The sequence below is a fragment of the Bradyrhizobium sp. 2TAF36 genome, from assembly GCF_052114925.1.
Classification (GTDB): domain Bacteria; phylum Pseudomonadota; class Alphaproteobacteria; order Rhizobiales; family Xanthobacteraceae; genus Bradyrhizobium; species Bradyrhizobium barranii.
Map to the genome: position 1 here is coordinate 20,155 of NZ_JBFRFR010000013.1, position 13,249 is coordinate 33,403.

The 13,249-nt window shown below is 64.4% G+C and carries 12 protein-coding genes; 10 read left to right on the top strand and 2 right to left on the bottom strand.

Annotated features, from left to right (window positions below; translation table 11 throughout):
• The first annotated feature begins 108 nt into the window (after positions 1–108).
• The gene (locus tag AB4Z51_RS09775) at positions 109–1,803 is read left to right on the top strand and encodes an AMP-binding protein (protein ID WP_441497371.1); all 1,695 of its coding nucleotides are present in this window, start codon (positions 109–111) and stop codon (positions 1,801–1,803) included.
• A gap of 151 nt (positions 1,804–1,954) precedes the next feature.
• Here the strand turns inward: AB4Z51_RS09775 and AB4Z51_RS09780 are convergent, their stop codons facing one another.
• Positions 1,955–2,956: an adenosine kinase gene (locus AB4Z51_RS09780; RefSeq protein WP_441497344.1), complete on the bottom strand. Its 1,002-nt coding sequence runs from the start codon at positions 2,954–2,956 to the stop codon at positions 1,955–1,957.
• 125 nt (positions 2,957–3,081) lie between these two features.
• On the opposite strand from AB4Z51_RS09780, the gene murJ reads away from it, so the two are divergent.
• The 4 genes from murJ to AB4Z51_RS09800 all read left to right on the top strand — a co-directional run bounded on the left by murJ (position 3,082) and on the right by AB4Z51_RS09800 (position 7,133).
• Entirely contained in the window at positions 3,082–4,632 is a 1,551-nt protein-coding gene (gene murJ, locus AB4Z51_RS09785) for a murein biosynthesis integral membrane protein MurJ (protein ID WP_441497345.1), read from the top strand.
• 75 nt (positions 4,633–4,707) lie between these two features.
• Entirely contained in the window at positions 4,708–5,760 is a 1,053-nt protein-coding gene (gene trpS, locus AB4Z51_RS09790; RefSeq protein WP_085405057.1) for a tryptophan--tRNA ligase, read from the top strand.
• Between the two features lie 8 nt (positions 5,761–5,768).
• The gene (locus AB4Z51_RS09795) at positions 5,769–6,302 is read left to right on the top strand and encodes a universal stress protein (protein ID WP_441497372.1); all 534 of its coding nucleotides are present in this window, start codon (positions 5,769–5,771) and stop codon (positions 6,300–6,302) included.
• Positions 6,303–6,563: 261 nt separating this feature from the next.
• Positions 6,564–7,133, top strand: a complete 570-nt coding sequence (locus tag AB4Z51_RS09800; protein ID WP_028150592.1) for a NifU family protein — start codon at positions 6,564–6,566, stop codon at positions 7,131–7,133.
• A gap of 110 nt (positions 7,134–7,243) precedes the next feature.
• On the opposite strand, the gene AB4Z51_RS09805 is transcribed toward AB4Z51_RS09800, so the two are convergent.
• Entirely contained in the window at positions 7,244–8,929 is a 1,686-nt protein-coding gene (locus AB4Z51_RS09805) for a PAS domain-containing protein (protein WP_441497346.1), read from the bottom strand.
• A gap of 306 nt (positions 8,930–9,235) precedes the next feature.
• Here AB4Z51_RS09805 and tsaB point away from each other — a divergent pair, with 306 nt between their 5' ends.
• The 5 genes from tsaB (at position 9,236) to miaB (ending at position 13,225) form a co-directional block, all read left to right on the top strand.
• Entirely contained in the window at positions 9,236–9,931 is a 696-nt protein-coding gene (gene tsaB / locus AB4Z51_RS09810; RefSeq protein WP_441497347.1) for a tRNA (adenosine(37)-N6)-threonylcarbamoyltransferase complex dimerization subunit type 1 TsaB, read from the top strand.
• Positions 9,928–10,413 (top strand): ribosomal protein S18-alanine N-acetyltransferase, encoded by a 486-nt coding sequence (gene rimI, locus AB4Z51_RS09815; protein ID WP_441497348.1) that lies wholly within the window; start codon positions 9,928–9,930, stop codon positions 10,411–10,413. The genes tsaB and rimI overlap by 4 nt, the downstream gene beginning before the upstream one ends.
• A gap of 39 nt (positions 10,414–10,452) precedes the next feature.
• A complete protein-coding gene (locus AB4Z51_RS09820) occupies positions 10,453–10,908 on the top strand; it encodes a Fur family transcriptional regulator (protein WP_028150589.1) in 456 nt (151 codons plus the stop codon).
• A gap of 52 nt (positions 10,909–10,960) precedes the next feature.
• On the top strand, positions 10,961–11,641 hold the full coding sequence (locus AB4Z51_RS09825; protein ID WP_441497349.1) for an HAD family hydrolase: 681 nt from the start codon (positions 10,961–10,963) through the stop codon (positions 11,639–11,641).
• A gap of 189 nt (positions 11,642–11,830) precedes the next feature.
• Positions 11,831–13,225 (top strand): tRNA (N6-isopentenyl adenosine(37)-C2)-methylthiotransferase MiaB, encoded by a 1,395-nt coding sequence (gene miaB / locus AB4Z51_RS09830; protein ID WP_166064333.1) that lies wholly within the window; start codon positions 11,831–11,833, stop codon positions 13,223–13,225.
• Positions 13,226–13,249 lie beyond the last annotated feature (24 nt).

Consider the following 13,249-nt stretch of genomic DNA (forward strand, 5'->3'; position numbering starts at 1 on the left):
TGAGGCGCGCGGCGTCGCGCGCCTTCGCTGCAATGGATAACCTCGTGCCAAGGCCATCGGCTTCAGGCACGAGGCAAGAGCTTTGAGGAGACGAGTTTGGCAGACAACCTGGCTGATAAAGCCGACAGCTATGTTTGCGGCATCTCGGACACGCCGCTGCTCGGCGAAACCATCGGCCGCAGCCTTGACCGCGCCGTGCGGCGCTGGGGCCATCGCGAGGCGCTGGTCTCGCCTAGCCACGGCGTGCGATGGACCTGGACCGAATTCGCCGAACGGGTCGACGCGCTCGCCGCCGGCTTTCTCGCGCTCGGCCTCGAACGGGGGCAGCGGATCGGCATCTGGTCGCTGAACCGGCCGGAATGGACGCTGACCCAGTTCGCCGCCGCCAAGGCCGGCCTGATCCTGGTGACGATCAATCCCGCCTACCGCTTGAGCGAGTTGGAGTTCGCGCTGCGCAAGGTCGGCTGCAAGGCGATCGTCACGGCGACCGTGTTCAAGACCAGTCATTACATTGAGATGCTCAACACGCTGCTGCCGGAACTCTCCGGCGCCAAGCCCGGAAAACTAAACGCCGCGCGACTGCCGGACTTGCGGATGGTGATCCAGATCGGTGGCCCCGCGGCATCAGGCACGATCCCGTTCGAAGAGATCGCTCGCATGGGCGGAGCGCAGCATCGCGAGCAGCTCACTGCACTCGGCGCTGCCTTGCAGTTCGACGATCCCGTCAACATCCAGTTCACCAGCGGCACCACGGGATCGCCCAAGGGCGTGACGCTGACGCATCACAATATCCTCAACAACGGCCATTTCACGGGACGTGCGATGCACCTGACCGAGCAGGATCGCATCTGCATTCCGGTGCCGCTCTATCACTGCTTCGGCATGGTGATGGGCAACCTCGCCTCCGTCACGCTCGGCACGACGATGGTATATCCCGGCGAGGGTTTCGATCCGCTCGCGACGCTGCGCGCGGTCGAGCAGGAAAAGTGCACGGCGCTGTACGGCGTGCCGACGATGTTCATCGCGGAGCTCGATCACCCTGAATTCCCAAAGTTCGACCTGACATCGCTGCGCACCGGCATCATGGCGGGCGCGCCCTGCCCGATCGAGGTGATGAAGCGCGTCAACACCGAGATGAACATGCGCGAGGTCACCATCGCCTACGGCATGACCGAGACCAGTCCGGTCAGCTTCCAGAGCGCGACGAACGACCCGCTCGAACGGCGCGTCTCGACCGTCGGGCGGATTCATCCGCATGTCGAGGTCAAGGTCGTCGATCTCGAGGGCAGGATCGTCAAGCGCGGCGAACGCGGCGAGCTCTGCACCCGCGGCTACAGCATCATGCTGGGCTATTGGGAGGAGAAGGAAAAGACGGCGGACGTGCTGGATGCCAATGGCTGGATGCACACTGGCGATCTCGCCACCATCGACGACGAGGGCTATTGCAACATCGTCGGCCGCATCAAGGATCTGGTGATCCGCGGCGGCGAGAACCTCTATCCGCGCGAGATCGAGGAATTCCTGTATCGCCACCCCAAGATTCAGGACGTGCAGATTTTTGGCGTGGCAGACACCCGCTATGGCGAGGAGCTCTGCGCCTGGATCCGCGTCAGGCCGGGCGAGACGCTGACGGCTGAAGAGGTTCGCGCGTTCTGCGACGGCCAGATCGCGCACAACAAGATCCCGCGCTATGTGGAGTTCGTCGACGAGTTTCCGATGACTGTGACCGGCAAGGTCCAGAAATTCGTGATGCGCGATGCGGTGGAGCAGCGGCTGGGATTGAAGGCGGCGAAGACGGCGTGAGCTGAGTGCTCTCGCCACAGCACGACTGTCATTCCCCGCGAAGGCGGGGAATCCAGTACGCCGCGGCTTCTCGATGAACCACTAAGGTCTCGGAGTACTGGGTCGCCCGGTCAAGCCGGGCGACGACAGCGGAGAATGAGGCGGCGTCGCCTTAAACCGTCAACCCGCGCTGCTGCGCCAGCTCCTTCAGCGACACCTGCGGGCGCGCGCCGATGTGCTGGATCACTTCGGCGGCCGCGAGTGCGCCGAGCTCGCCGCACTGCTTGTGCGCAAGGTTACGCGCGAGACCGTACAGGAAGCCGGCGGCGAAGAGATCACCGGCGCCGGTGGTGTCCACCAGCTTCGCGATCGGTGAGGCCGGCGCTGCGACGGCCTCGGTCGGCGTCACCACCACGCAGCCCTTCTCGCTGCGGGTGACCACGCCGAGACTGACGTCGTTGCGCAGCTGCTTCAGCGCGGTGTCGAAGTCCGAGGTCGTGTAGAGCGAATGCAGCTCGGATTCGTTGGCGAACACGATGTCGACGGTGCCGTTGCGCATCAGCCCGAGGAATTCGTCGCGATAGCGATCGACGCAGAACGAATCCGACAGCGTCAGCGCCACCTTGCGCTTGGCATCATGCGCGATCTGCGCCGCCTTGACGAAGGCGTCCTTGGCGTTCTTGGGGTCCCAGAGATAGCCTTCGAGATAGACGATGCCGGCAGACGCGATCTCGGCCGGATCGATGTCGGCGGGCGACAAATCCTGCGCGGCGCCGAGATAGGTGTTCATGGTGCGCTCGCCGTCGCCAGTGACCAGGATGTAGGAACAGCCGGTCGCAGGGCCGTCTTTCGCAGCGGGCGTATTGAAGGCGACGCCGGCGGCGCGGATGTCGTGGACATAGAGCTTGCCGATCTGGTCGTCCTTGACCTTGCCGACATAGGCCGCGCGTGCACCGAGGCTGCCGATGCCGACGATGGTGTTGGCGGCAGATCCTCCCGAGACTTCGGTCGCCGGGCCCATGTCCTTGTAGATGGCGGCGGCCCGCGCCTCGTCGATCAGGGACATGCTGCCCTTGGTCATGCCGTGCTTGCCCAAAAAGGCCTCGTCCGTCTTGACCAGCACGTCGAACAGCGCGTTGCCGATGCCGAGAACGTCATATTTCACGTCAGCCATTCACCTTGATCCTGTTTGCCGGATTGCGATACCCGCGGAAATCCGCTTCCTGTCGGTCTGAAATCTGGCTCGCGGCCTATCACGACCGGCCCCAAGCGGGCAAGCAACGGTATTATGTCGGCGCAATGATCCGCTCTTTCCTGACAGTTTCAACGGGAACACTGGCCTCGCGGCTGCTCGGCTTTGCCCGCGATTCCATGATTGCCGCTCTGTTGGGCACGGGCGCGGTGGCGGACGCGTTTCTGGCAGCGTTCCAGCTCGTCAATGTGGTGCGACGGCTGCTCAGTGAGGGGGCGCTGAACGCTGCCCTGATCCCGGCCTGGCTACGCGTCCGTGACCGTGATGGCGAAGCGGCCGCTTCCGCCTTCGCGGGACGCGTGCTCGGCACGGTCAGCGCGGCGCTGATCGCGATTTCGATCGTCATCGCGCTTGTGATGCCGCTGATCATCACCGTGATCGCGCCCGGATTTCTGGGTAGCGGCACGCTCGATCTCGCCGTCGCGAACGCGCGGCTGATGCTGCCCTATCTCGCCTTCGCCGGACCTGTCACCGTGCTGATGGGGCTGCTCAATGCCCAGGGGCGCTTTGCACTCACGGCATTCTCGCCGCTGCTGTTCAACATCGCGCTGATTGCGGCCATTGCGATGCTGCTCGTCTGGCATGCCGACGCCGGCTTCGCAGCATGGATGCTGGCGGCGACCGTCGGCGTCGCCGGACTGCTGCAATTGCTGATGCTGCTGTCGCAGCGAAGCGCGCGACTGGCGACGCCGCTGCGGATCAGCTTCGACCAGGAGATGCGCGGCTTTTTCGCCAAGGCAATCCCCGGCATGATCGCAAGCTCGGGCCCGCAATGGCTGATGGTCGCGGGCGCGATCATCGCCTCCGCCACGCCCTCCGCGGTCTCCTGGCTCTATTTCGCCAACCGCCTGATCGAGCTGCCGCTCGGCATCGTCGGTGTCGCCATGGGCACGGTGCTGGTGCCGGAGCTGACGCGCGCGGTGCGTAGCGGCGACCGTGACGCCGTGGCGCATGCGGAATCGCGCGCGCTGGAACTGGCGACCGGGCTGGCGCTGCCCGCGACGCTCGGCCTCGTCGTGCTGGCCGAACCGATCGTGCGACTGTTGTTCGAGCATGGCGCATTCAGCGCGGACGACAGTACGGCCACCGCGCATGCGCTGATGTGGCTGGCGCTGGGCCTGCCGGCGCATGTGCTGATCAAAGCGCTGTCGCCGGCCTACTATGCCCGCAGCGACACGATGACGCCGCTGCTGGCGACCGCCAAGGGCTTTGTGGTCGCGATCGCCCTCGCTGTCGTGCTCGGACACGTCCTTGGCGCGACCGGAATCGCCGCCAGCATCGCGGCCGGCGCCTGGAGCAGTGCGATCTCGCTGCTGCGGAAAGGCACCAGCGAGTTCGGCTTCTCGGTCGATGCGGCCGCCCGCAACCGGCTGCCGCGGATCGTGCTCGCCGCGGCTGCCATGGGCGCCCTGCTCTGGCTGACGACCGGCCTGTCGCCCGCCGAGGCGCACGGGCTGATCCGCTTCATCGTCCTGGGCCTGCAGATCGCGGCCGGAATCGCCGTCTATGGCGTGCTCCTGCAGGTCCTCGGCGCGGCCTCATGGCGCGAGGCGGCTAACGTGCTGAAGCGCCCGGCCCGGACCGAGTCCGAGGCGTGACGCCACCGAATTACCCTTGACGGGGCAGCGCCGCTGTTGGAAACGACGGCCGAATACCTTCCAGGAAGACTTACCATGGCATTCGTTGAACGGGTCTTTTCGGGCGTCCAGCCGACCGGCAATCTGCATCTCGGCAATTACCTCGGCGCGATCGTCAACTTCGTGAAGATGCAGGAAACCCACAACTGCATCTATTGCGTCGTCGACATGCACGCGATCACGCAAGGCGTGGACGTCTGGGGCGGACCAGTCGAGCTCGCGCGCAACACCCGCGAGGTCACCGCGGCGTTCATCGCGAGCGGCATCGATCCGAAGAAGCACATCGTGTTCAACCAGAGCCAGGTCTCCGGCCACGCCGAGCTCGCCTGGATCTTCAACTGCGTCGCGCGCATGGGCTGGCTGGGCCGCATGACCCAGTTCAAGGAGAAGGCCGGCAAGGACCGCGAGAACGCGTCCGTTGGCCTCTTCGACTATCCCGTGCTGATGGCCGCCGACATTCTGCTGTACCGCGCCACCCACGTTCCGGTCGGCGAGGACCAGAAGCAGCATCTCGAGCTCTCGCGCGACATCGCGCAGAAGTTCAACAACGACTTTGGTGACTCGATCCGCAGCCTCGGCGCCAATGACGGCCTGTTCTTCCCGCTGCCGGAACCGCTGATCACGGGACCGGCGACGCGCGTGATGAGCCTGCGCGACGGCACCAAGAAGATGTCGAAGTCGGACGCCTCCGACAATTCGCGCATCAATTTGACCGACGACGCCGACACCATCGCGCAGAAGGTGCGCAAGGCGAAGACCGACCCCGAGCCGCTGCCGTCAGAGGAAAAGGGCCTGGAAGCGCGCCCCGAGGCCGACAATCTCGTCGGTATCTTCGCCGCGCTCTCCGGCCGCTCCAAGGCCGACGTGCTCAGAGAATTCGGCGGCGGCCAGTTCTCCAGCTTCAAGAATGCGCTGGTGGATCTGTGCGTGACAAAACTCTCGCCGATCGCCGGCGAGATGAAGCGCCTCGTCGCCGACCCCGGCCATATCGACGCGATCCTGAACGATGGCGCCGACCGGGCCCGCGCCATCGCCGACGAGACCATGAAGCTCTCGAAGGACATCGTCGGCTTCATCCGCCGGCGCTGATTCCCCGCATTTGCGAGACCCGGCCGGCGCCCACTGCGCCGGCCGCTTCACCCAGCAAGCGACTTTGCTTCGAGCCGGGTCACAAGCCCAAATGCCTCGTGATCGTCGATGACACCGCCGAATGGGATCGCGCGGTCTACTATGCCAGCCGCTGGGCGATCCGCGCCGGCGGCGGCGTGGTGATGCTGCGCATCATCGAGCCCGAGCAGCAGAGTCAGGAATGGCTCGGGGTGGCCGAGATCATGCGCGCCGAGGCTCAGGAGGCGGCGGAAGCCGCGCTCGACCGCGCCGCCGGCCGCGCCAACGGCATCGCCGCGATCACGCCGGAGCGGGTGATCCGCGAAGGCGATGCAATGGAACAACTGCTCGCCGTGATCGACGAGGACCCTGACATCGCCATGCTGGTGCTCGCCGCCAATCCCGGCGCGGAGGGTCCGGGACCGCTGGTCTCGCTGCTGGTGCATGAACTGGGCACGTTCCCGGTGCCGGTGACGATCATCTCGGGCGCGCTGAGCGATGGAAGCGTGGATTCGCTGTCGTAGACGTCCCTATCTGGACTGCGGCCAACCAGATATCCGTCATGCCCGGGCTTGTCCCGGGCATCCACGTTCTTGGCGCCACGCAGCAAGGCGTGGATGGCCGGGTCAAGCCCGGCCATGACGGCGCGGGAATATTAAAGTGTCCTAACCCGCTGATATCGCAACGAAACGTCCTACCCACCCCTTGACCGTGCGTTCCCCGTCGCCATCTGCTACTGGATAGCTTGCGCGCCGGCCTTGAACCGGCGACGTCTGGAGAAAACCATGTTCATTCAAACCGAAGCCACCCCCAATCCCGCCACGCTGAAGTTCATTCCCGGCCGCGTCGTCGTCGACGGCGGCCCGATGGAATTTTCGAGCCGCGAATCGGCCACGCGCTCGCCGCTGGCCGAAAAGCTGTTCGACGTGCCCGGCGTCACCGGCGTGTTCTACGGATCGGATTTCATCACCGTGACCAAGGCGAACGGTGAATGGCAGCAGCTCAAGCCCGCGATCCTCGGCGCCATCATGGAGCACTACATGTCCGGCGCGCCGTTGCTCGCCGATGGCGCGGCTCCAAGCGATGCCGAGCTCGACGACGAGGATGAGTTCTTCGACGAGTCCGATGCCGAGACGGTCGACATGATCAAGGATCTGATCGAGACCCGCGTGCGGCCCGCGGTCGCCAATGACGGCGGCGACATCACCTTCCGCGGCTTCAAGGACGGCATCGTCTATCTCAACATGAAGGGCTCATGCGCCGGCTGCCCGTCGTCGACCGCGACGCTCCAGCACGGCATTCAGAATTTGCTGAAGCATTTCGTGCCCGACGTGGTCGAAGTCCGGCCGATGTAGGCGAAGTGCCGTAGGGTGGGCAAAGGCGCGCTTGCGCCGTGCCCACCATGCAATCATCGCGAAAAGAAGAGGTGGGCACGCTTCGCGTTGCCCACCCTACGAGATCTCTCCTACGCCGCCTGGCCGATGCTCGCCGCCTCTTCCGCGGCCTTGCGCATGCTCGCCGACATTTCGCTGGTGACGGTGCTCTGCTCCTCGACGGCGGCGGCCGTTGACGACACATATTCGCTGACGCCCTCGATCGCGCCCCGGATCGCCCCCAGCGCGGCGACCACGTCGACCGAGATGCCGTTCAGATTGCCGATCTCCTGCTCGATCCGGTCGGCGGCCTGCTTGGCCTGATTGGCGAGGTTCTTCACTTCAGATGCCACCACGGCAAAGCCGCGACCGGCCTCGCCGGCGCGCGCGGATTCGATGGTGGCGTTCAGCGCCAGCAGATTGATCTGACCGGTGATGCTGCCGATCAGCTGCACGATCATGCTCATCGACTCTGCCGCCTGAGTCAGCCGCTGCGCCTGATGGTCCGCCGCCTCGACCCGATCGACCGCGGTCGATGCGGTCTCGCGCGAGCGCGTCATTGCTTCGGCAATCTCGCGCACCGAGGCGTTGAGCTCCTCGGCGCCGGCGGCGACCGATTCCATCATGTCGCGCACCTTCTCGCTGCGCTTGCGCGCGATCACCTGGGCGGTGGTGTCGGAGGCGTATTTCACGACCTTGAACGGATTGCCGTTGAGGTCGCGGATCGGGTTGTAGGAGGCCTGAATCCAGACCTGCCGGCCGCCCTTGCCGATTCGCTGATATTCGCCGGACTGGAATTCACCGGCGTTCAGCCTGGCCCAGAAGGCCCGATAGGCTTCGCTGTCGCGCTCGTCAGTGCCCACGAACATGCTGTGATGCTTGCCGACGATCTCGGACAGCGTATAGCCGAGCGCGCCGAGGAAGTTTTCGTTGGCTGTCAAAACCTTGCCGTCCATGCTGAACTCGATCACGGCCTGCGACTTGCCGATCGCCTCGATCTGCCCGGCGAAATTCGCATTCGACAGCTTCTGCGCACTGACGTCGGTCGCGAACTTCACCACCTTGAACGGCTTGCCGGTCTCATCGAGGATCGGATTGTAGGAAGCGAGAATCCAGACCTCCTTGCCGCCCTTGCCGAAGCGCTTGTATTCGCCGGACTGGAATTCGCCGCGGCCGAGCTTGGCCCAGAATTCGCGATAGGCTGCGCTATCGCGCTCACCTGCCCCCACGAATATGCTGTGATGCTGCCCCTGGATCTCGTCGAGCCGATAGCCCACCGTGCTCAGGAAATTCTCGTTGGCGGTGATGATGGTGCCGTCGAGATTAAACTCGATCACCGCCTGGGCGCGGCCGATCGCGGAAATCTTGCCGGCATCTTCGAGGCTGCGGATCTTGCGCGCGGTGATGTCGGTCGCGAACTTGACGACCTTCACCGGTTTGCCGGCTTCGTCGATGATCGGATTATAGGACGCTTGGATCCAGATCTCGCGACCGCCCTTGCCGAGCCGCTTGTATTCGGCTGATTGATATTCGCCGCGGCCGAGCTGCGCCCAGAACTCGCGATAGGCCGCGCTGCCCCGCTCCTCCGGCATCACGAACATGCTGTGGTGCTTGCCGGCGATCTCGTCGAGCCGGTAGCCCATCGCGTCCAGGAAATTCTGGTTGGCCGTGATAATGGTGCCGTCGAGATTGAATTCGATGACCGCCTGCGACTTGCCGAGTGCAATGACCTGAGCCAAAGCCTCCCTAGCCGAAGAACCGCTTCGCCAAAAAGACATAAATGAACCCTTCCAAATGACCGAACAGGCGCGGCTTGATCTGCCAAAGCGCCCCGTCTGAGTCGTCGTTGACTCACTCTCCCGCCCGTTGACGGTGTCATTGGTTTGCTAATGATTACTTAAAATGCCAACATTTCAACCACTTAGCTATCTCTAAGGTTGCAAATTGATGCATCCGCATCGAAAATGGGGAGCGAAAATTTTGTCGCCTTCGCGTCCACGTAGAATTACGGGGCCGATCGTGCGCCGGTCGAGAAATCAAACTTGGACTGGTTCGACCGCGGCTCGACCGACTAAGCTGATTCGATGCTGATCCTTGCCATCGATACCGCGCTGGAAGCGTGCGCGGCTGCCGTTCTCGACACCGACGCCGGCCAGCTGCTTGCGGAGGAATCGCTTCTGATGAAGCGCGGCCACGCCGAAGCGCTGATGCCGATGATCGCGCGCGTGATGCAATCGGCCGATCTTGCCTTCACCTCGCTCGACCGCATCGCCGTCACCGTCGGCCCCGGAAGCTTCACGGGCCTGAGGGTCGGCATTTCGGCCGCGCGCGGCCTTGCGCTTGCGGCGAAGCGGCCCGCGGTCGGGCTGACGACGCTTTCGGCCTATGCCGCCACCGTCGTCGGCCAGAGCGGAACGGCGCCGGTGATCTCGGCGATCGATGCGCGGCACGATCACGTCTACTTCCAGATCGTAGCCGGCGACGGCAGCCCGCTGGTGCGGCCGAGCGTCGTGCCAATTGACGCGGCGATCGCGGCCTCGCAATTCGGTGCGCCGCATCTGGTCGGCAATGCCGCAAAGATCCTCGCCGGTCGCTGGCCGAAGGACGGTCCGCAACCCGTTGCGGTCGACGCGCAGCCCGCGCCCGACATCGGCTGGGTCGCCTGGCTCGGCGCCGCGGCCAATCCCGAAACCACGCCGGCGCGGCCGTTCTATCTGAAGGCGCCCGACGCAAAGCCGGCCGCACAGCCACCGCTCGCCGCACAAGCCGCAACCTCATGATGAGATGGCTTTCGGAATGGTGGCGCGGCGGCACGGCCGCCGTCGAGCCGGCCTCCACGCGCGACGCCGCGCGGCTGGCGCAGCTGCACGGACAATCCTTTGCCCACGGCTGGGGCGAAGGCGAGTTCGAGGGCATGATCGGCGAGCGCAACACGCTCGTGCACCGATTGCGGCTCGGCCGCAAGACAATCGGATTCGCGGTCTCGCGGATCGGCGCGGACGAAGCGGAAATCCTCTCCATCGCGGTCGACCAGGCTCACCGCGGCCGCGGGCTGTCCGGCACGCTGCTGATGACGCATCTCGGCCACCTCGCCGGGCGCGGCGTGCGCACAATATTTCTCGAGGTCGAGGAAAATAACCAGCCGGCGCGGCGGCTCTACGATCGGGCCGGATTCATGGTGGTCGGGCGTCGCGAACGCTACTATAAGCAGCCCAACGGGGAACAATTGAACGCACTTCTGATGCGACGTGACTTGTCGTAACATTGATGGCAGAAAGCGCCCCCGTCAGGCAGACACACTATGACTGGACTTAAACCTTCCTCCGCCTCCAAGGCGACCGGCATCGAGGCTCGCTGCGCCGCCACCGGCATGCGCATGACCGAGCAGCGCCGCGTCATCGCCCGCGTGCTGGCGGAATCGGTCGACCACCCCGACGTCGAGGAACTTTACCGGCGCTGCGTCGCCGTCGACGACAAGATCTCGATCTCGACCGTGTATCGCACCGTCAAGCTGTTCGAGGATGCCGGCATCATCGAGCGCCATGATTTCCGCGAGGGCCGCGCGCGCTACGAGACGATGCGCGACAGCCATCACGACCACCTCATCAATCTGCGCGACGGCAAGGTGATCGAGTTCACCTCCGAGGAGATCGAGAAGCTGCAGGCGGAGATCGCCCGCAAGCTCGGCTACAAGCTGGTCGACCATCGGCTCGAGCTCTATTGCGTTCCGCTCGACGACGACAAGCCGACGTCTTAAGTGGCATGATCTTGTCGGAAAACCGCTCCACACTTTTCCGGATCATGCCCTCGTGCCTATAGATCTCATCATCTTCGATTGCGACGGCGTGCTCGTGGACAGCGAGGTGATCTCCTGTCGCGCACATGCCGATGTGCTCACGCGGCACGGCTATCCCATCACCTCGGAGCAAGTGCTGGTCCGCTTCCTCGGCGTATCCGAGAAAGACGCGCGGCGGATGGTCGAACAGGAAATCGGCCACAACCTCCCCGACGATCTTGAGAGCCAAGTGAATGCGGCCACGCTGCAATTTTACGCCAGCGATTTGCAGCCGATCACCCACGTGGCCGCGGCGATTGCCGCAATCGATTTGCCGAAATGCGTTGCATCGAGCGGCACGCCGGAGAAGATCCATCACGGCCTGACATGCGCCGGGCTCTACGACCTGCTCGCCCCGAACATCTTTTCCGCAAGCCAGGTCGCACGCGGCAAGCCCGCACCCGATCTGTTCCTGTTTGCCGCCGAACGGATGAAAGCCGCGCCTGAACGGTGCGTCGTGATCGAGGACAGCGTCCCCGGAGTGACCGGCGCGCATGCCGCAGGGATGAGCGTGCTGGGCTTTCACGGCGGCAGCCATTGCCCGCCGGGTCACGCCGAGAGGCTGCGTGCCGCAGGCGCCGGATTGACGTTCGACGATATGCGGCACTTGCCGGAGCTGGTCCGGCGGGTCGCGGGGAACACCCTGGCGGGCTGATTTCGGCCTCGTCGTCATTCCCAGGCACGCGCAACCCGCGTGAACCCGGAATCTCGCGCCAAAACCTCTGAATTCCAGGTTCTCCCGCTTTGCGGGCGCCCCGGAATGACCCCGCGGGGTGTCAATCGCTGGATTTTCGTCCCTCCAGCCTATATCTGAGGGGCGTCCTCCACCTCAATTCCGGGTTCCATGACGCCGCCGCGCAAGCTGCACATCAAATCATATGGCTGCCAGATGAATGTCTACGATGCCCAGCGCATGGTGGACACGCTGGCTCCGGAAGGATTCGTGGAGACGGCCAACGCGGAGGATGCCGACCTCGTCATCCTCAACACCTGCCATATCCGCGAGAAGGCCTCCGAAAAGGTCTATTCCGAGCTTGGCCGGCTGCGGGTCGCCAAGGAAGAGGCCGCGCGCGGGGGCCGGGCGATGCAGATCGCGGTGGCGGGCTGCGTGGCGCAGGCCGAAGGTGGGGAGATCACGCGCCGTGCGCCGGTGGTTGACGTCGTGGTCGGCCCGCAGAGCTATCATCACCTTCCGGAGCTTCTGAAGCGTGCGCGCGACGAAGGCCGTGCGATCGAGACCGAGTTTCCTGCAGCCGACAAGTTCGGCTTCCTGGCCCAGCCAAAGCCCGATGCGATCCGCGCGCGCGGCATTTCCGCTTTCGTCACGGTGCAGGAAGGCTGCGACAAGTTCTGCACCTTCTGCGTCGTGCCCTATACGCGGGGCTCGGAAGTGTCGCGCCCCGTCGCGAAGATCGTCGATGACGTGAAGCGGCTGGCCGACAACGGCGTGCGCGAGCTCACGCTGATCGGTCAGAACGTCAACGCCTATCACGGCGAGGGACCGGACGGAAAAGCCTGGCCGCTCGGCCGATTGCTCGAACATCTCGCGAAGATTCCGGGCATCGCACGGCTGCGCTATTCGACCAGCCATCCCCGCGATGTCGATGACAGTTTGATTGCAGCCCATCGCGATCTCGGCGAGCTGATGCCGTTCGTGCACCTGCCGGTGCAGTCGGGTTCGGACCGGATTCTCGCCGCCATGAACCGGAAACATACCGCCGATGATTATCGGCGTGTCATCGACCGTTTCCGGTCAGCGCGCCAAGACATTGCTTTTTCATCAGATTTTATCGTGGGATTCCCCGGCGAAAGCGAGCAAGATTTTCTCGCCACCCTCGCGCTTGTCACGCAAATCGGCTACGCTGCCGCATATTCGTTCAAATACTCCGCCCGGCCGGGAACGCCGGCCGCGGATATGCAGGAGACGGTGTCCCCCGCCGAGATGGACCAGCGATTGGAGCGGCTCCAGGAACTGATCGACAGCCAGCAATCGGCCTTCAACAAGGCCGCGATTGGCTCAACGGTCGATGTGCTGTTCGAGCGTCCGGCCCGCAAGGAGGGCCAGATCGTCGGCCGCACTGCCTTCCTCCAGCCTGCGCATGTGATGGCCTCGCCCGACATCATCGGACAGATCCTGCCGGTCCGGATCGACAGCCTCGAACGCTATAGTTTCCTCGGTGAGCTCGTGACGCCGCGTAACGCGCGCGAGCCCGCTTTATCGCAAGCCATTGGAGCCTGAACCCTTGCCAAAAAGCGCATCGGA

Coding starts and splice junctions, on each gene's coding strand:
- AB4Z51_RS09820 (WP_028150589.1), top strand. CDS start 10,453: ATGACTGGACTTAAACCTTCCTCCGCCTCCAAGGCGACCGGCATCGAG.
- AB4Z51_RS09780 (WP_441497344.1), bottom strand. CDS start 2,956: ATGGCTGACGTGAAATATGACGTTCTCGGCATCGGCAACGCGCTGTTC.
- AB4Z51_RS09805 (WP_441497346.1), bottom strand. CDS start 8,929: ATGTCTTTTTGGCGAAGCGGTTCTTCGGCTAGGGAGGCTTTGGCTCAG.
- trpS (WP_085405057.1), top strand. CDS start 4,708: ATGGCATTCGTTGAACGGGTCTTTTCGGGCGTCCAGCCGACCGGCAAT.
- tsaB (WP_441497347.1), top strand. CDS start 9,236: ATGCTGATCCTTGCCATCGATACCGCGCTGGAAGCGTGCGCGGCTGCC.
- miaB (WP_166064333.1), top strand. CDS start 11,831: ATGACGCCGCCGCGCAAGCTGCACATCAAATCATATGGCTGCCAGATG.
- AB4Z51_RS09800 (WP_028150592.1), top strand. CDS start 6,564: ATGTTCATTCAAACCGAAGCCACCCCCAATCCCGCCACGCTGAAGTTC.
- murJ (WP_441497345.1), top strand. CDS start 3,082: ATGATCCGCTCTTTCCTGACAGTTTCAACGGGAACACTGGCCTCGCGG.
- rimI (WP_441497348.1), top strand. CDS start 9,928: ATGATGAGATGGCTTTCGGAATGGTGGCGCGGCGGCACGGCCGCCGTC.